The sequence below is a fragment of the Halomicronema sp. CCY15110 genome (assembly GCF_016888165.1).
In the GTDB taxonomy this organism is placed as follows: domain Bacteria; phylum Cyanobacteriota; class Cyanobacteriia; order Phormidesmidales; family Phormidesmidaceae; genus Halomicronema.
Window position 1 is genome coordinate 64,725 of the sequence record NZ_JACSWC010000158.1, and the last position, 18,248, is coordinate 82,972.

The window sequence follows — 18,248 nt, forward strand, 5'->3', positions numbered from 1 at the left end:
TGAACGAAGTGAAACTCAACATCAAAAAGAGGGGCGTGGGATTATGCTCAACCTACTGAAGAATAAGGGTTTCGAGAGTTTTATCAGTCAACCAGCCGGTTCCTACCCAACTAGGAGTTGCTAGGTCAAAAATCCTCTGACAGGTCTCTGGAACTGCTGACTGAGGATCAGGCCTGACTGGTACAGACCGCACAACGGTTTGACGGGTTTAATTAGCCAGACATCTGGGTTTCCTGTCGTAAATAGGCTTGGATGAATGGATCTAGCTCGCCGTCCATGACATCGCTGACCGCCGTCGTTTCTTCATTTGTGCGCAGGTCTTTCACCATTTGATAGGGATGAAAGACGTAGTTGCGAATCTGATTGCCCCAGGCGGCCTCGACCATGTCACCGCGAATTTCGGCAATTTCTTTGGCCTGCTGCTCTTGGGCAATGATGAGTAATCGGGCTGTGAGCAGCGCCATCGCTTTTTCGCGGTTTTGCAGCTGCGATCGCTCTTGGGTACAGCGCACCGAAAGGCCCGTGGGCAAATGGGTGATGCGCACCGCCGTTTCTACTTTGTTGACATTCTGACCGCCCGCGCCACCGGAGCGCGACGTCTTGATTTCTAAATCTTTTTCGGGAATCTCCAGGGTGATCGACTGATCAAGAATGGGCATCACTTCGACCCCGGCAAAACTGGTCTGCCGCTTGCCATTGGCGTTGAAGGGAGAAATGCGCACCAGTCGATGGGTGCCCTTTTCCGCTTTTAAGTACCCAAAGGCATAGCGGCCCTGAATCTCTAGCGTTGCCGATTTTAGCCCCGCTTCATCCCCTTCGGATTGCTCCACCAGGGCGACTTTGTAGCCTTGAGACTCGGCCCAACGGGTGTACATGCGCAACAGCATTTCCGCCCAGTCTTGGGCATCGGTGCCCCCCGCTCCGGCATTGATTGTCAGCACCGCCCCGCTTTTGTCGTAGGGGCCAGACAGCATTTGCTGCAGCTCCCACAAATCGAGCGCTCGGGTCATGTTTGCCAGGGTGGCCTGGGCTTCCGCTAACAGGGCTTCGTCGGCGTCTTCTTCCAGCAGTTCTAAAATAGCGGCGGCATCTTCGAGGTGCGATCGCCACTGGCTGAGCTGATCGAGCTGCGCCTTGCTATCGTTCAGTTCCTGCAAAATTTGCTGGGCGGTTTCCTGGTTATCCCACAGTTCTGGCTGCGCCGCCTGCTGCTCTAAATCTTGAATTTTAGCCGTCGTTGCATCAACGTCAAAGATACTCCTGAGCGTTGCCCAGGCGATTAGTTAATGTCGCGAGATCGCGCTTGAGGTCGGTCGTTTCCAGCATAGTGTTGTGATGTGATATGACTTCTCATGCTAGGGCGATCGCGGGCAATCAGCAACTGTTTGGCCGCTGGGACGGAGTCAAGTCGAGCGCTAACTGCACATACTGAATCTCGGATGGCCGGGGCTCCAGGTTCGACAATGCGAGGCCGAGTAAACGGACTTTGGCTTGCGGGTCAAGGTGCTGGTGCAACAGGGTGGCCCCCAGTTGTTGGATGTCGCCTGTCGCGCGCAGGGGTTGGGCTTGGCTGTGGCTGCGGGTCACCTGGCGATAGTCGCTGTATTTGACTTTGAGGGTGAGGGTGTGGCCACCGCGCTGTTGCTCTTGTACCCGCTGTCCGACCCGTTCTGCCAGTTGGCTGAGGGCCGCAACCATTTGCGATCGCGTTTCTAAATCTGGAGAAAACGACTTTTCGGCCCCGATGGATTTGCGAATGCGATTGGGATTGACGGGGCGATCGTCCTGACCTCGGGCCACCCGGAAATAAAACCGCCCCACCTTGCCAAACTTTGATACCAGGTCGGTTTCTGACCATTGCTTTAAATCGGCCCCGGTGTGGATGCCGAGTTGATGCATTTTGGCAGCGGTCACTCGACCAATGCCGTGAAATTTATCAATGGGCAAGGTTTCCACAAAGGCAGCGGCTTGGTCTGGTCGAATCACGCAGAGCCCATCGGGCTTGTTGATATCGGAGGCAATTTTAGCCAGAAATTTGTTGATGGAAACGCCCGCCGAAGCGGTGAGCTGGGTTTCCTGGTAAATATCGTGGCGGATGGCCTGGGCGATCGCGATCGCCGAGGGTTCCTCAATTAAATTGTGCGTCACATCCAAATACGCTTCGTCCAGCGACAGCGGCTCAATTAACTCGGTGTAGCGAGCAAAAATGGCGCGAACCCGTTGCGACACCTCGCGGTAAACGTCAAAGCGGGGCTTCACAAAAATTAGGTGCGGACACCGCTGCCGCGCCACCCGCGCAGGCATAGCCGAGCGAATGCCAAATTTGCGGGCTTCATAGCTGGCGGCGGCCACTGCGCCCCGCTGCTCCGGCGTGCCCCCCACCACAATCGGTTGGCCGCGATAGGCGGGGACATCGCGCTGCTCTACCGAGGCATAAAAGGCATCCATATCCACATGGATGATTTTGCGTAGCGGCAACGTTTCAGAACGCTCCATCAGCTATACCCTGCGTCATCCCCATGCCTTAAATCATGTCTACACATATCGACTCTCTGGCCGCCCCTTATCAAACTATGCCTCATGCAACAGGTGTTGAAAGTTTTACCAGACAAAGAAGATAATTACATGCTTGTTTTCGATTTGGAGCCACGCATTATTGCGTTCCACCAGCTGGGGATCATCGTCTGACTACGGCCAAGATTGGACCGTCAAATCATGACAGGCTTCACGCCATTGGCTGGTGCGATCGCGGCTCAGAGTCGCCGCAGTGCAGCGATGCCAACATTGCGGTTGCTGAGGCGATCGCCGCTGCGAGAGAATAGTCTCGATCAGTGCGATGGGTTGTAAGAGGGGAACTGGATGAACCGATTGATGCCGGCAACAATGACCGTTGGATGTGTGATGAGCATCGCGATGGCGATGTTGCCAACTCCAGCTTTTGCCCGATCGTGCCGCCCGCCGACCCCAGCGATCGCCAGCCCCAACCTACAGCCCCTTAATGTAGAAGCGTTTGGGCTGACCCTTGAGATTCCCAGAAATTACCGCGCCATGTTGCGGAGCAGTGGCCACATTACGTTTCACGATCCCAATAGTTTTAGCTTTATTCAGTGTCTGGCCCGCGCTGGCGAATATGGTGAAGTCCCACCCTATGTCGCTTTAGAAGTGCATCCGGCAGTCGATCCGACCCAACCGCTGGTGGACTTGATTCGGGAACGGCGACCCTGGCTGGATTACTATGCTCCGGAGTACGCAACCGCTGAATTTGCGGGACAGACTGCCGTGCGATACACCTACTTCAATGAAATCTATCAGTTAGAAATTGCCAACCTTACCTTTCTCGCTGAGGATGGTCGCACTTTATTGACACTGACTGGGCCAATAGACCACCCCATCATGGTGAATGTGTTGAACGCGCCCGCCACCAACTTGTCGGACTTGCAGGCGCAGTAACAGCCTTGTAAGGCTTTAGAGGGTAACGACGCGGTGCTATTTGGCAACCGCCTCAGGTTCTCGCGGTGGATTCAGGCTGGACTGCACCAGTGGCTGGGCGGCGACTTCTTGCACCCTCAACGTGAAGGGAATCGCGATGATGAAACAAACGCCGCCCAGCATCACGGCAAGCAGCCGATTGTTATCGAACAGGTGAGCCATGACCCAGCCGAGACCCAGCGAGATGATGATTTCTGGCAACACGATGAACATATTAAAGATGCCCATGTAGATGCCGCCTTTTTTGGCAGGCAGTGCGCCCACCAGCATGGCATAAGGCAGAGACAGAATACTCGACCAAGCGACCCCCAGCCCCAACATCGGCAAGGGCACCCAGGCGGGCGACGGCACAAACCATAGGGAAATGAGTCCGACGCCACCACAGGCCAGACACAGGGCATGGGCGATCGGGCGACTAGTAGCGGCAGCCAGTTTGGGCAGCAGAAATGAGGCGAAAAAGCAGACCGCATTATAAGCCGCGATACACAGTCCCGCCCACTCAATACCCTGGCTATACAGGGGCGAAGTTTCGTCCGTGGCCCCAAACAAGTTATGGGCGATCGCGGGGGGAAAGTACAAAAACACGCAATACATCCCAAGCCAGCTGAAACCTTGCACCCAAGCCAACTGGCGCATGGTCGGCGGCATCTGTTTGAACGCCGTGAAAATCTCGCGGACGGTAGCCCCAATGCCTAATCGACGCTCTTGCTGCTCCCGAAAAGCTTCCATATCACGCGGAGGCCGCTCTTCAGTGGTGAGCACCGTCCACATCACCGTGCCCAAAAAGCACGCCGCCCCGATGTAGAAGGAAATTTTCACCGCTTGCGGCACCGTATTATTAGTCGCCGAGTTAGCCGATAACTCAAAGACATTAGAGAGCAGCCATGGCATCGCCGATGCCAGCACTGCCCCGAGGCCAATGAACAGACTCTGCATCGCAAAGCCCTTGGTGCGTTGGTGGGCGGGCAACAAGTCACCGACAAACGCCCGAAACGGTTCCATGCTGATGTTGGCAGCGGTATCAAGAAGCCACAGCAAGCCCACCGCCATCCACAAACTGCTGGAGTTGGGTAGCCAAATCAGCGCCAGGGAGGCCAAAATTGCGCCGACGAGAAAGTACGGCCGCCGCCGCCCCAAAAATCCCCAGGTGTTGTCGCTGAGGTTGCCAATAATTGGTTGCACCACCAATCCCGTCAGGGGGGCCGCTAACCATAAAATAGGAATTTGGTCAGCATGAGCGCCTAAATGCTCAAAAATGGCACTCGTATTAGCCATTTGTAATCCCCAGCCAAACTGGATGCCAAAAAAACCAAAACTCATGTTCCAGAGTTGCCAGAACGATAGTTTAGGTTTTACCTGCGGTGATGAAGTCAAAAGAGGTCTCCCAGTCCATCAACAAATTGTTGCGATCGCTGAACTCACATCGCTTACCGGATGGCGAACAGCATTGATGATTGCTCTGACTGACGAAGCTCCAAATAGATTTTGGTGAAAGCCTTGGTTGAAAGCCTACATTCAGAACTCCATCGGCCAGGTTAACTAGCTCATCAACAAGGTGGATGATGGGCGATGATTAATTACCCGTGAGTTATTAGTGTAAGAGGTGATGATTTTCTGGGCCGTCTATCAGGTGACCGAATTTTGACACAACGCGCGGGGGATGGTGATTTCCCTGCTTCTCTTCAGTTGTCTAGTTAGTCTATTGGGCGTTGCCCAATAGACTAACTAGCAAATATCACCGACCCAATCACCTCAGACTAGAACTCACCTTCCCCAAGAGATGGAAATTGTGACCGATACGTCCCCACCGAGCCGCGATCGCCCCGCCTTGCAAGTGACTGCAAGGGACTGTTCAGAGTTGCCGCAGCAATACCCGGCTTCGCCCAAGGCAGCGAATTCTGACCGACGAGGTGACAAACAAAAGTTCTCGCCTAAAATGGGATTGCCTACCAGGGTTGGCCGAGCGGATTAGGCAGCGAACTCATAATTCGCCTTAGACAGGTTCGACTCCTGTACCCTGGACTTTGCCTCGATCCCAACAGCTTCTCGTGTACATGTACGCTCCGGTTTTACTTGCCGTTGTTCCGGATTGGGGGTCGTTTGCCGAAATCAGGGTCGCCGAAAGGCCTCTCATTCGTGGTGGCTGCGCGATCGCGGCGATTTGCGCTGTCGAGCAGGTGGGAATGTTACTGTAGTTAACGCTTGAGAGTCTGCCCCTCAATGAAGTGCTGATGGATAGCGGCAGCCGTGATTTTTCGGCAGGATGAAGTATGACTAGTTCTTCTCGGATTAGCTCTGGCTGGCAGCGCTGGTGGCGCGGTTGGCAGCACTTTGACTGGTCGCTGTTGCTGGTGACGACAGCCCTGACCCTGTTTGCCAGTGTGGTGATTGCCAGTACGCAGTTCAGCCAAGAGACCACCCCCTATGGGTGGAATCACATTGCATTAGGGCTGATTGGGGTGGGCCTCGCTTTGGGCTTAGCCCGCGTGCGCTATGACCTGTTTTTACAGTGGCAGTGGGTCATTTATGCCCTCGTCAATGCGTCGCTGTTGGCAGTGATTTTTATCGGCACCTCTGGGTTGGGAGCCCAGCGTTGGATTACGATTTTTGGCTTTAACGTGCAGCCGTCAGAGTTCGCCAAAGTGGGGCTGATTATCACCCTCGCGGCCAATCTTCAGGGGCAGCGCTCGATTACTTTGCTGAGCATGATTCGGGTGCTGGCGATCGCGGGCGTGCCCTGGGCGCTCGTCTTTTTGCAACCCGACTTGGGCACCTCGCTGGTGTTTGGGGCGATCACCTTGGGGATGCTCTATTGGGCCAACGTGAATCCGGGTTGGCTAGTAATGATGATTTCTCCCTTAGTGGCGGCGATCATTTTCCATTTTTCGATTCCGATCTGGCTGGTGTGGTCGGTTGGCATGGGGCTAATTGCCTGGTTTACCTTGCCGTGGCGGTTGTTCAGCACTGTGACCGTAACTGCGGTCAACCTGATTTCGGGCAAGCTGGGCGAGGTCTTTTGGGGGCTGTTGAAGGAGTATCAAAAAGATCGCCTCATTCTGTTCCTCGACCCGGATAAAGATCCGCTGGGGGGTGGTTATCACCTGATTCAGTCACGCATTGCTATTGGGGCGGGGCAGCTTTGGGGCCGGGGCTTGCACCAGGGCACCCAAACCCAGCTGAACTTTATTCCTGAGCAGCACACGGACTTTATCTTTTCCGCCGTGGGGGAAGAGTGGGGCTTTGTGGGGGCGATCGCGGTGCTCGCGGCCTACTGGTTTATTTGCCTACGGCTGGTGCTCATTGCCCAAAATGCGAAGGATAACTTTGGTTCGCTGCTGGCGATCGGCGTGTTCTCGATGCTGATTTTTCAGGTGGTGATCAACATTGGCATGACGATTGGCCTTGCGCCGGTCACGGGCATTCCCCTGCCGTGGATGAGTTATGGGCGATCGGCCTTGGTGACTAATTTCCTCGCCGTAGGGCTGGTGGAGTCGGTGGCTAACCATCGTTCCCGGTTCAGATCTTTTCGAGACTAATAAGGGGTTGCTCGCATAACACCGGGACAGCGGCGAAATCTATGCACGCTTCCCTTACTGCCCAGAGTCGAGTCGCTGCGACCAGCCTGGGTATCGTCAATTTTAGGAGCCGGTGAATCATGGCAATGGATGTGGTGATATTGGCCAATGGCCCCGGTGAAATTACAACTTGGGTGAAGCCAGTGGTGACCGCGCTGCGGGCTCAAGTTCCCGACAGCGAACAGTTGCGCATTTCGGTCGTGTTGTCGCCCTGCCCCAATGCCACCGGGCGAGAGGCAGCGATCGCCCAGCAATATCCCGAAGTCGATCGCGTGCAGTCGGCGCAGCATTTCTGGCCCTTTTTGCTGCGGGGCAAAACCGCTGCAGGCTGGGATTGGCGCGATCGCGGTGTCGTTCTCTTCCTCGGCGGTGACCAGATTTACCCCGTCATCATTGGGCGGCATTTGGGCTATAAAACCGTCATTTATGCCGAATGGTTCACCAACTGGCCCCGCTGGGTCAATGCCTTTGGCGTGATGAACCAGCGCTTAATTGACCAAGCCCCCCAACGCTATCGCCAGAAGTACACCGTCGTGGGCGATTTAATGGCCGATGGGCAAACGACGTTGGCCGGACAAACGACGGCGGCCCAGCAGTTAGGACTAACCGATGACAGTGTCTTGATCGGTATTTTGCCCGGCTCTAAACGGGCGAAACTGACTCAGGGCGTGCCGCTGTTGACCGCCACCGCAGACTACGTGGGGCAGCGGCATCCCCAGGTCAAATTCGTCATTCCCGTAGCGCCGACGGTTGATCTCGCTTCGCTAATGACCTATGCCGACCCCGAGCAAAATCCGTTTCACAGCGTGTTTGCCGCGCCTCAACTCACCCTGGTGACGCCGTCGGAACCTGACCAACTCCCCTATCTGAAAACGGCGCAGGGTACCCAGATCTTTTTGTGGCAGTCGTTTCCAGCCCATGCGGTGACCAGCCAGTGTCAGCTCTGCCTCACCACTGTGGGGGCCAATACCGCCGAACTGGGAGCCCTTGCTGTGCCGATGATTGTGCTGCTGCCCACGCAACAGTTGGAAGCAATGAATGCCTGGGACGGCATTTTAGGACTTTTGGTGGCGCTGCCGCTGGTGGGCAAACCGTTCAATATCCTGATTAATCGCTTGCTGTTAGCCTATTTGTCGCGCCGCCGCAAGCTCTTTGCCTGGCCGAATATCTGGGCCGGGCGCGAGGTGGTGCCCGAACTGCTGGGACGGCTGACGGCTGACGACTTGGGCGATCGCGTGCTCAACTATCTTGACCATCCCGAGCAACTCCAGCAGATGCGCGACGATTTGCAGCAGGTGCGGGGAGTCTCGGGGGCGGCACAAAAGTTAGCCCAAATTGTTTTACGAGTGGGCGAGGGGGCCGTCGCCGGAGAGTTGCCAGAGCGATCGCCGGGTTGACCTCCGGCCTGGCGATCGCCGCAACATCCCCGTGTGTAAATGCTCCGACACAACTCGACCACAAAAAAAGTTGTCGCCCCTATGCTGAAGTGACAGGGGATGAAAGCTCAGTCGTTAACGTTTAGGCAGCCACCGATGAGACTCTGGAACCGAAAGATGAAACAGCGATCGCAACTCGCATTTGCCCTGGCGAGCGTGATCGGTCTGGTCACGGTGGCCCTGCCGATGCGGCCAACAACGGCGGTACAACTGGGAGATGGCACCACGGTCTTCACGAGTCCGCCGCGATTGGCTGACTTCGTTACCCTTGACAACGACGCTTACGATCGCCGCCCCACTTACTACGTCACGGTCGATCTGCCGCCGGACGCTGAGGAACCCCTCGAAATCCTGACGGTGTCGCTGATTGAGGGGCGCTTTACGCGGTTGAACTATCGCACCCACGAGATTGAGGTGTTTTCGGGCACCCGGCGCGATCGCGGCGCAGCTTACGACATTGCCACGGCGGAGTATGACGCTGACTCGCAGACCCTTACCGTGCAGCTAGCTGAGCCTGCGGCCCCCGGACAGTTACTCACCTTTGCCCTCAGACTGGTGCGCAATCCCCGCTGGGAAGGCGTTTATTTATACGAAGTGACCGCCGCTCCCGCCGGCGAAAAGCCCCAATTTCAGCGAGTCGGCACGGGGCGCATCCATATTTATCAGCGCGAGTTGCTGTTTTTTCACTAACGCCTGCAATGTTTACCGATCACAGCGGTAGCTGAGGCCGCCCACCACGATTCCGGGCCAGGCAGTCGCGATCGTCCCTATTTCCGCAAATGCTGTAGATGGCAATCTTTGATTTGCACCACGGGATGGTTCGACACTCTGACCAACTGTTCGTTGTGGGTGGTCACCACGACGGTAATGCCAATGGAATTTAGCTTTTTGAGAATTTTGATCACCTGAAGGGCATTGTCAGGATCGAGGTTGCCCGTGGGCTCGTCGGCCAACAGCAGGGGTGGCGTACCGACCACGGCGCGGGCGATGCTCACCCGCTGCTGCTCTCCCCCCGATAGCTCATGGGGAAAAGATTCCGACTTATCTTGCAGGCCGACCATTTTCAGTGTGGGCCAGAGGCGGCGATGAATTTCCTTGCGCGAATAGCCCTGCGCCCACAGCACAAACGCCACATTCTCCGCCACGGTGCGCCGGGGAATCAGCTTGTAGTCCTGAAAGACCACGCCAATGCGGCGACGAACTTTGGCGAGCTGGTTGCCCCGTAATTGGCCAATGGGGGTTCCTTCAATCATCACTTCCCCAGCAGTGGGGCGCTCTTGCCCATACAGCAGCTTCAGCAGGGTCGATTTGCCCGCCCCCGACGGCCCCGTAATAAAGAGGAAATCCCCTTTATGCATCTGCAAGTTAACATCAATCAGCGCTTTGTGACCCTTGGCATATTGCTTTGAGACATTTTGCAGCGCTACGACGACATCACGGTTGCTGGCCGTTTGACGCGGCTTCGATGGCGGTTTCGCGGTGGCTGTAGAGGCCGCTTGACGCGGCGGGCGCGACGGGAACTTACGCGCTGCCGAGGGCGGCGGCGGCAGCTCACTGGGCGTCTCTAGCTGAGTCTGCTGTAGGCGATCGCTCAAGGCGGTGCGCACATCTTCGGGCAGTCTGTCATAGTTACCGCTAGCTGGCCGAGTAACAACTGAGGTCATGGGCAAAGTCCTAAAACAGGCTGACGACCAGAACTTACTGTAGACTCGCTGACTGGACGCCATGACGCTGTATTGTACTGAACTTCGCGCAAATGTCTAGTTTTTCTCTGTAAAGATATGAGCAATTTCTTCAACCGTCCAACGCTACCGGTAGCGTTGGACGGTTCGCCAGGGACTCTACATAATGGAAAGCTGCTGTTCGCCGTGAAAATCGGGGACAACACTGTCTTCATATCCCAAATGGCGACAGGCGGCGCGGGTGACCACCCGGCCTCGGGGGGTGCGCTGTAAATAGCCCAACTGCATCAGATAGGGTTCGTAGACTTCCTCGATGGTTTGGGCGTCTTCGCCCGTGGCTGCCGCCATCGTATCTAGGCCCACTGGCCCCCCGTTAAAGTTTTCGATCATGACTGAGAGCAATCGGCGATCGGTCCAGTCCAATCCACAGGGATCAACGTTGAAGAGTTCCAGCGCTTCCGCCGCGATCGCTTCATTAATCTCGCCGGACTGTTTCACCTCCACATAGTCACGTACCCGCTTGAGCAAACGATTGGCAATTCGCGGGGTGCCGCGCGATCGCCGGGCAATTTCCTCGGCCCCATCAAACTGAATCGGGGTGCTGAGCACTTGCGCCGTGCGCTGCACAATTTTTGTCAGTTCATCCACTTCGTAAAATCGCAGCCGCTGGATCAGGCCAAAGCGATCTCTCAACGGCGAGGTCAGTGCCCCCACTCGGGTCGTCGCCCCCACCAGCGTAAAGGGATGCAGAGGGATGCTGCGGGTGCGAGCACTCTGCCCTTTGCCGATGGTGATATCCAACCGCGAATCTTCCATCGCCGGATACAAAATCTCTTCGGTCACGCGGGGCAGGCGATGAATTTCGTCAATAAAGAGGACATCGCCGGGTTTCAGATTGACCAGCAGGCCCGCAATATCACGGGGCCGTTCTAAGGCGGGAGCGGTGGTGATTTTGCAATCGACCTGCATCTCCTGGGCCAAAATCAGCGCCATCGTGGTTTTGCCAAGTCCTGGCGGGCCGTACAGCAGCAAGTGATCCAGCGGTTCCTTACGGGACTGCGCCGCGCGGATGGCGATGTCCAGCACTTCCTTCAGAGACTTTTGGCCGATATAGTCCGCTAACTTTTGGGGACGTAGACCATCATCTACTGGGGTAGCGGGGGACGTAACATCCTGCGCAGCGGCGGCAGGGGCTTCTTTGGGTTCGCGCACCAACGACTCTGGAGCCGACTGCTTCGGTGTAGCGACCTCAGACGGAACATCACCCTTTTTCGGTGGCTGGGGCTCTGGCGATGACTGGGAAGAAATGATAGCCATAAACGAGTGGGGCGAGAGGTGCTTAATGGAGGCGAAACCGGGTCTAAGTCAGAAGCTGATATTGTGTGCGATCGGAAAACCTCACCTAGCCTCTCCTTGAGAAGGAGAGGGATCGGAGTTTTGTTAAGCCTCTGAAGGAGAGCAGTAACTTCCCTAAACCTCTCTTTGGCAAGGAGAAGTGCTGCAAGCGGTGAGGTCGGGCCGCACAGGCCAATGCCTCTGCCGGATCTGCATAAAGCTCAGGGCTAGCGCGATCGCAGATTGCCTCTGATTCTAATCAGAACGGTCGTATTACTCAACCCGGCAGCACGCCGCTGACTCGCATGAGGTCGGCCACGGTAGGGCAATAGGGCTGCAAGCCCAGCGTCTCAGGGTGGACGGGCTGATTGTAAACAAAATGTCGATATTGCAGACAAAACCGATCCCAGTCGGCCATGCGAATGTTGAACCAGTCAATAATGCGATCGGCCAGCCACATCGACAGGGGAATACGGAAGTAGATGTGCTTGCCTAAGTAATCGCAGATTTCTTCAATGGTGCGATCGATAGTCAGCGCCGGGTTGCCGATAATGACCTGACGGCTAGCTTGCGGAGCCGGCGGATGATCGACCAGATGGGTGACAACTAGGGCGATGTCCTTGCCGTGGGCAAAGTGGAAACTGCCATCGGCCTTGAGAAAGCGGATCAGGCCAATCCATTTGGTGACTTCGGTGATGCCAGCGGAAATGTGGGAGTAGGGTTTGTCTTTGTCGCCGCCAAACACCAAGGTCGGGAAAACAGTGGTCACTTTCGGATAAATCGCCAACTCCGGCAACTGCATGTAGCACTGATACTTGCTGCGAATGTAGTCAGTGCCAATTTCGCCCGCTTCCTTGAGGGGCAAATTATTGCGATCGAGGATGCTGGCGGTGGAGAAGTAGAGCACCTGTTGGCAACGATCGCCGTCCAACAGCTCCATCAACCGATGATTGCCCGTCACGTTGATGTCGTAAATTTCGGGTGCGCCCCCCCAGGAGGTCGCGGCCAAAATGGCAGTATCGATGGTTTTCAACAGCTCAGCGTGGGCGTCAATGTGGCGAATGTCGTCTTGTATAACCTGGATACGCGGCTCATTTTGCCAGGGAAACAGCAACTTGTCTGGATTGCGCACCAGCAAAAAGAGGTCGTGGGGGGTATCGTTCAGCAGGGTTTCGACCAGGTAATGGCCGATGCAACCACTTGCCCCAGTGATGAAAATCCGTTGCCGCTGATTGCGCTCAGAAGGTTGATTCAGTTCAGACACCGCACTGCCAGGGAATAACACTCAGGCCCCCATCAACAGAAACGCTGCGCCCCCAGCCTCGGGAGCCCAGCGTCCGTCATCGCGATTAAACGATTTTGGGGTGATCCCAGCGTATCACCCAGTTGAAAAATTCAGCCTATGCGGGAACGGCCAGGAGCTGATTCAGATTTTTGCCCGTCTCAAAGAAGAACGCGGCATTATCTTCCGGGGTGCCGGGGAGGATGCCGTGGCCCAGGTTCAGGATGTGGCCCTTGCGTCCCGCCTTTTGGACAGTGTCGAGAATGCGATCGCGGATAAAGTCCTTAGAACCAAACAAAGCGGCGGGGTCAACGTTGCCTTGTACCTTCATGTCCGGCCCTAAACGGCGACGGGCTTCCGCCATATCCAAAGTCCAGTCCACACTGACGATATCCACGCCAGATTCGCCCATGAGTTCCAGCACCCCAGCGCTGCCACTGATGTACAGAATGAGCGGGGTGTTGGGATACTTGGCTTTCACCCGACGCACCACCTGTTGCTGATAGGGCAAGGCAAAGGTGCGGTAATCCATCGGGCTGAGTTGGCCCGCCCAGGAGTCAAAGAGTTGAACGACTTGCGCCCCACATTCAATTTGGTGGCAAGCATAAATGCCAATGTTGTCAGCTAGTTTGCTGAGCAACTGGTGCAGCATGGCGGGTTCCGAAAAGGCCATGCCTTTGATGTTGGCGTAATTCTTCGAAGTGCGGCCCTCAACGGCGTAGGCCGCCAAAGTCCACGGGGAACCCACGAAACCAAGGACAGCGGCCTCGTTGCCCACTTCCGATCGCAGCGTGCTCAGAATAGTGCGAATGTAGGGGGTCGCGGTGTCCGGGTCAAGGTCGTGAACGGCGTCGATTTGAGCCTGAGAGCGAATCGGCGGATCGATCATGGGGCCTTTGCTTTCCACAATGTCGAAGGGAATGCCCATGCCCGTTAGCGGCGTCAAAATGTCGGAAAACATAATCACGCCGTCGGGGCGAAATGCTTTCCAGGGCTGTAGGGAGATTTCAATCGCTAGCTCCGGATTTTCCGAGCGATCGCGAAAGGACGGATATTGCTCTCGTAAATCGCGGTAGACCTTCATATACCGACCCGCCTGACGCATCATCCACACGGGGGTCCGTTCTACTGATTCGCCCCGCGCCGCCCGAAGCAATAAAGGTTCCTGATTCAAACCAGTCATTGAAGCTTTACCTATTGTTTACGAAAGTTTTTAAGCGTAGAGGCTAGCGTAACATTCAGTGAATCCTTGTATCTCAGGGCTTCTGGGGAGTCTGCCATTTTTTGTGTCGGGAGTGCGATCGCTTCAACGTAGAATAAAGGTCACAAGGACATTTGAAGCCCCTGAAAGCATTGGCATGAGTATCGTTAATTTTTTTGAAACAGTTGAAGGAACCTGGTTCTCGCAGCGCACCACCCACTTTGCTCCGGGGCAACCCTCTCAAACCGGACAGGCCACGCTCAAAATCACCCGCGTCGAAACTAACGACCCCCGGGTAGTGACCCTGTGCCAACAGTTCAGCGCCACTGCGGACACCGCAATTTTTGCCTACACCATTCAGCCAGAAGAACAGGCGAGCCTGTATGGCGGCGGCGCTGCCACCCCCCAACGCACCACTCTGATGGTGGGCCTCAAATCGGACGATGGGATATCGGGGCAGTTTTTGAGCCAGACCGATCGCGAACCGGCGATCGCGGGCCAATATCACCTGGATGGCGAAGTGTTGAACCTGAGCGTCCGCAATGACGAGTTTCAGTCGGACGAGCGGCTGTGGTACATGAATCCCAATCTGCGGATGCGCACCAGCCTGGTCAAACGCGCCGACGGTTATCAGATGGCGTCCTTTTGTTCAGAGATCCGGCGATCGACCTAACCAGTGGTGCAACCTTGGCGGTTATGACGTTAAAGGACAAGGCTGGCGATCGCACCCTTATTTATTGCGATCGATTTATTGCGATCGCCAATTCTGGTTTCTTGCTTAAGGCGGGCTACGAGCTATCCGTTGATACCTAATCGCTCATGACTTCCTCGCTAGCCTAAGAAAGCGCTGCATGACCGATGAACGAGGTGTACTAAACCACGACCACGACCGATTGAGCTTGACTCGACCGATGCCCAAGCGTACACCGTCCTGCATGAAGATCAGAAAGACATCACCCACGAGATCCGTAAACTCGTATCCCTCCAAACCAGAGTGCTGAAAGGGCGATAGTTGGAGGGTGGATCTCCATAGGAGAAGGGGTGGCGATCTCTCCTTTTGACTAAACATGACGAGTATGACTATTGCTTGTGCTGTACTTGCCGCATATTTGCCACATATTTGGCACATTATGCTCGCTACCTACTCATCGTTTACTACTTGTCGGCGGATGAGGGCATACTGCATTCATAACATAGGGGAGACATCATGCCGCTGCCAGGGGGCGCAAGTGATAAAGCAGGCAACAGGTACGAGCTACTGTGGACGGTAGACCGTCTGATCGATATCGTGCTGGGACGGGCGACCTCAATACGATTGGAGCCACCCGATATTGATGGGATAGAGTTCCACTGTTTGCTTGACGGCGGCGGCATAGAATTCCATCAAGTTAAGAGAGGAAATGCGTCCGAAGGGCGCTGGTCGATCTCAAGGCTGAAATCCGTACTGGAGACATTCAAGAAACACTTGCTGGCAGACGAACGTGTCACTTGTGTGTTCGTTTCAGGTGATGGTGTCTTAGCCCTAGGCGAGTTGGCTGAGCGCGCTTGCTCTGCCGAATCGTATGATGAGTATTGTGGCTTGTTCCTGAATACCGAAACACACCGGCGGGCATACGAAGATTTGTGCTCAATTTGGGAGCTTACAAGCGAGGAATCCTGGCTTTTGCTTCGGAGACTTCGGATAGAGACAATTGACGAATCGCAACTACGATCGAAACTCGACCAATTACTTGGACTCTTGTTCGCTACTCGACCCTCGTCTACGCGAGCAGCTCTATGTCAGATGGTCCTTGAGCATATCCACGGAACTCTCACCGCGCCCCGAATACTCGATTATCTAGAACGTCTCAATATTCGGCGTGTACCAATTACTCCAGTCTCCGGATCACGTGAGTTCTTCACGCCCCCTGTCCCGCGTGATCTCATAGGACGACGCGGCACTATTGAACATTGCCTTAAGCTCCTCAGGGAGAATTCCACATTGGTTCTTGTGGGGCCTTCTGGGATTGGAAAAAGTTCCATTGCGGCTCAGATATGCTCTGAAGCACAATTCGCTGACGTTGCCTGGATGGACTGCTCGACAATGACAAGCGTGAGGAGCGGCCTGAGCGCACTTGATGCATTGGCTGAGAGCTACTCAGATGCGAGCGTTAGAGAGTTGCTCCGACAGCCTCACGCCTCTCCACACACAATCGGTCGCGTTATTGGCAACTTGGTCTCTCAGCATCGATTACTTCTCGTATGGGACGCACTAGGATTGGCAGAAGAAGACGTAACGATTCTAGAGGCGATCTGGGCGCAATTAAGCAATGGAGCCCAGATAATCACATCTACAAATGTCCGGGCAGTGGAGCGACTTGGATGGGGTTCACTCTACGAACTACCACCACTTAATGAAACCGCCGCGATAGAACTGTTCAGAGCGTTGGCCGGACGTAGACCGAACAAGGACATCCTGAGATTGGTGAACGGTCACCCATATTTGATTCAACTCGCAGCACTTGCAATGGAGCGGTTTTCCGAAAGTGATGCAGGCATTGTAGTCAAAGAAAAGGCCGGTGCATGGCTTGCTTCCACGGTTCTAGAAATGCTTGAGCCCCTTCAGCGGGATGTATTGGAACGGTGTTCAGTTTATCGAGCAGGTTTCCAGGCTGATTGGGTTGCTGAAAATGAGATCGAGCGCATGTGTGTTCGCAGCCTGGCCATGTCTCACCTGTTGGTCTCAGCTCAGAACAACAGGTACGCGGTTCATGAAATGATTCGAGGACTTGTCGAGCAAAGTCTGTCAGATATTCGTACAAAGCAACTTCATCGAAGCGCCGCAGCACATATGACTCCACTTGATAGTTTTACTATTCATCAGCTTCGTGAGTATGGCTACCACGCAACCCAGGCTGGTCTGGCAAGTGAAGCACAACGCGTCCTAGTGGCCTTGGTGATTCATGCTGGTGATAACGGTTTTTGGGGGCAGATTCTTGAACTTACCGCATCGCTTTCTGAGCAGGAAGTTGGCGGGCCATGGTCATTTGTCTGGTATCAGCGCGGACGGGGGCTGAGACTTATGGGAGAAACTGCCGAAGCCTTGGATTGCTACAGACGAGCTCAGATATCGGCACCTGATGACTTTATTAACTCTCCACGCTTTGAGGAAGCCTCAATGCTCACATACTTGGACAGACCGGAGGAGGCAAAACGTATTTACCAGGAACTTGTAGAGGATGGAGAAACGCAGGTCTCGGTTCAAGCAATGATTGCGTTGGCATTGCTGGTTGTTAACGAAGAGAATGGCTATGAAGAAGCCCAAAATCTACTGTCACGGGCTTTAGATGTCGGACAACGCGAAGACTACTGGCACGCTACCCTCCAAGCCGAACAAGTTTGGGGGCGCGTCGCGCTAGAACATGACCATCTTGATGAGGCACACACTCATTTAGTTGCTGCCTACACTGCTAGGATGGAGCACGCAGACGAGATCGCGTTGAAAGATCTCATTGGCTGGCACGATCTTTATCGGTGCCTTGTTGAGGTTGAAACAAGGCGTATGCATCGACCAGGTGCTATTGGGGCTGCTCACGGATTATTGGAAGTCTCCCTTGTATCGGAAAATCCAATTTGGATTGCGGAAGCCACCCATCAGTACTGTGCCGCAATCGATGATGATCGTGATGCTGACGCTCGCGCCGCTATCCATGCCCTTGGTGCGTTGTTGCAACGCGCGACCAGCGAGCAACCACTAGCAGTCATAGCAGGCTACCTAGCTGCAGCTCTATGGTGCCTCGGCGAGTGGGAAGTTGCTTTGCGTACCCTTCTCGAACTTGATGAAGAGGGGGAAGAACTTGCCGTACCAATAGTATTCAGTATCGCTCCCGCTCAAGAAGTTGAAGTTGGCGATCAACTTCCAGGAAATTGGCTAAGTGCTATTCCCGCTCCGTTTGGGTGGGTCTTTCGGGTGAATGATTCGAACCGACTTAAGAAGGTCCTGACGACCCTTTCCAATGATTTCCCCACTTCGACGCGAATCATGATGGAAGCCTTCCTGTGGAAGATGAGCGAGCATCATAACCCTATAAGGTGATACAACAGGGGCAAAGCAAGCGGATAGCCCCGTGTGGCCTGGTCATCCGCTTTGCTACGAGCCTCGCAGTTCATGCATGTGACGTTAAACATTTGGAGTAATTGCTCAACCAGGTTGACTCAAGCGATGAGCTAGCAGAGGATGTTAGGCTTTGGTCATGACTGAACTCCCCC

At 54.9% G+C, this 18,248-nt stretch carries 14 protein-coding genes, 1 tRNA gene and 1 pseudogene; 9 read left to right on the forward strand and 7 right to left on the reverse strand.

The window, feature by feature from the left end:
* Positions 1–212: 212 nt before the first annotated feature.
* Together prfB and dinB are read right to left on the reverse strand one after the other, a co-directional pair.
* Positions 213–1,323 (reverse strand): peptide chain release factor 2 gene (gene prfB / locus JUK32_RS03625; RefSeq protein WP_375541548.1). Its coding sequence is split into 2 segments (ribosomal slippage): positions 213–1,250 and positions 1,252–1,323, totalling 1,110 coding nucleotides; the frame shifts between segments, so codons are not numbered across the junction.
* Positions 1,324–1,374: 51 nt separating this feature from the next.
* Entirely contained in the window at positions 1,375–2,496 is a 1,122-nt protein-coding gene (gene dinB / locus JUK32_RS03630) for a DNA polymerase IV (protein WP_204137487.1), read from the reverse strand.
* Positions 2,497–2,715: 219 nt separating this feature from the next.
* Here dinB and JUK32_RS27895 point away from each other — a divergent pair, with 219 nt between their 5' ends.
* The gene (locus tag JUK32_RS27895) at positions 2,716–2,847 is read left to right on the forward strand and encodes a hypothetical protein (protein ID WP_255538051.1); all 132 of its coding nucleotides are present in this window, start codon (positions 2,716–2,718) and stop codon (positions 2,845–2,847) included.
* Between the two features lie 54 nt (positions 2,848–2,901).
* Positions 2,902–3,450, forward strand: coding sequence for a hypothetical protein (locus JUK32_RS03635; protein ID WP_204137488.1), 549 nt, complete (start codon positions 2,902–2,904; stop codon positions 3,448–3,450).
* 36 nt (positions 3,451–3,486) lie between these two features.
* Here the strand turns inward: JUK32_RS03635 and JUK32_RS03640 are convergent, their stop codons facing one another.
* Positions 3,487–4,809 carry an MFS transporter gene (locus JUK32_RS03640; RefSeq protein WP_204137489.1) on the reverse strand — a complete coding sequence of 441 codons (1,323 nt, stop codon included), beginning with the start codon at positions 4,807–4,809 and terminating at the stop codon, positions 3,487–3,489.
* 629 nt (positions 4,810–5,438) lie between these two features.
* Between JUK32_RS03640 and JUK32_RS03645 the strand changes: the two genes are divergently transcribed.
* The 4 genes from JUK32_RS03645 (at position 5,439) to JUK32_RS03660 (ending at position 9,190) form a co-directional block, all read left to right on the forward strand.
* Positions 5,439–5,511, forward strand: a tRNA-Ile gene (locus tag JUK32_RS03645).
* Positions 5,512–5,759: 248 nt separating this feature from the next.
* Positions 5,760–7,025 (forward strand): rod shape-determining protein RodA, encoded by a 1,266-nt coding sequence (rodA, locus tag JUK32_RS03650; protein WP_204137490.1) that lies wholly within the window; start codon positions 5,760–5,762, stop codon positions 7,023–7,025.
* A gap of 119 nt (positions 7,026–7,144) precedes the next feature.
* Positions 7,145–8,461 carry a lipid-A-disaccharide synthase gene (locus JUK32_RS03655; protein WP_204137491.1) on the forward strand — a complete coding sequence of 439 codons (1,317 nt, stop codon included), beginning with the start codon at positions 7,145–7,147 and terminating at the stop codon, positions 8,459–8,461.
* 135 nt (positions 8,462–8,596) lie between these two features.
* The gene (locus tag JUK32_RS03660; RefSeq protein ID WP_204137492.1) at positions 8,597–9,190 is read left to right on the forward strand and encodes a DUF2808 domain-containing protein; all 594 of its coding nucleotides are present in this window, start codon (positions 8,597–8,599) and stop codon (positions 9,188–9,190) included.
* Positions 9,191–9,267: 77 nt separating this feature from the next.
* Here the strand turns inward: JUK32_RS03660 and ftsE are convergent, their stop codons facing one another.
* The 4 genes from ftsE to hemE all read right to left on the reverse strand — a co-directional run bounded on the left by ftsE (position 9,268) and on the right by hemE (position 13,982).
* On the reverse strand, positions 9,268–10,164 hold the full coding sequence (gene ftsE / locus JUK32_RS03665) for a cell division ATP-binding protein FtsE (protein ID WP_204137493.1): 897 nt from the start codon (positions 10,162–10,164) through the stop codon (positions 9,268–9,270).
* Between the two features lie 177 nt (positions 10,165–10,341).
* The gene (gene ruvB / locus JUK32_RS03670; protein WP_204137494.1) at positions 10,342–11,499 is read right to left on the reverse strand and encodes a Holliday junction branch migration DNA helicase RuvB; all 1,158 of its coding nucleotides are present in this window, start codon (positions 11,497–11,499) and stop codon (positions 10,342–10,344) included.
* 295 nt (positions 11,500–11,794) lie between these two features.
* Positions 11,795–12,781 (reverse strand): NAD(P)-dependent oxidoreductase, encoded by a 987-nt coding sequence (locus tag JUK32_RS03675; RefSeq protein ID WP_204137495.1) that lies wholly within the window; start codon positions 12,779–12,781, stop codon positions 11,795–11,797.
* Positions 12,782–12,917: 136 nt separating this feature from the next.
* Positions 12,918–13,982 (reverse strand): uroporphyrinogen decarboxylase, encoded by a 1,065-nt coding sequence (gene hemE, locus JUK32_RS03680; protein WP_204137496.1) that lies wholly within the window; start codon positions 13,980–13,982, stop codon positions 12,918–12,920.
* A gap of 175 nt (positions 13,983–14,157) precedes the next feature.
* On the opposite strand from hemE, the gene JUK32_RS03685 reads away from it, so the two are divergent.
* From JUK32_RS03685 to JUK32_RS03690, 3 genes and pseudogenes are all read left to right on the forward strand, one after another.
* A complete protein-coding gene (locus JUK32_RS03685) occupies positions 14,158–14,673 on the forward strand; it encodes a phycobiliprotein lyase (protein ID WP_204137497.1) in 516 nt (171 codons plus the stop codon).
* Between the two features lie 1,110 nt (positions 14,674–15,783).
* Positions 15,784–16,239 (forward strand): annotated as a pseudogene (locus JUK32_RS28625) (AAA family ATPase); the annotation flags it as partial.
* Between the two features lie 18 nt (positions 16,240–16,257).
* A complete protein-coding gene (locus tag JUK32_RS03690; RefSeq protein WP_204137498.1) occupies positions 16,258–18,075 on the forward strand; it encodes a hypothetical protein in 1,818 nt (605 codons plus the stop codon).
* The last annotated feature ends 173 nt before the right edge of the window (positions 18,076–18,248 follow it).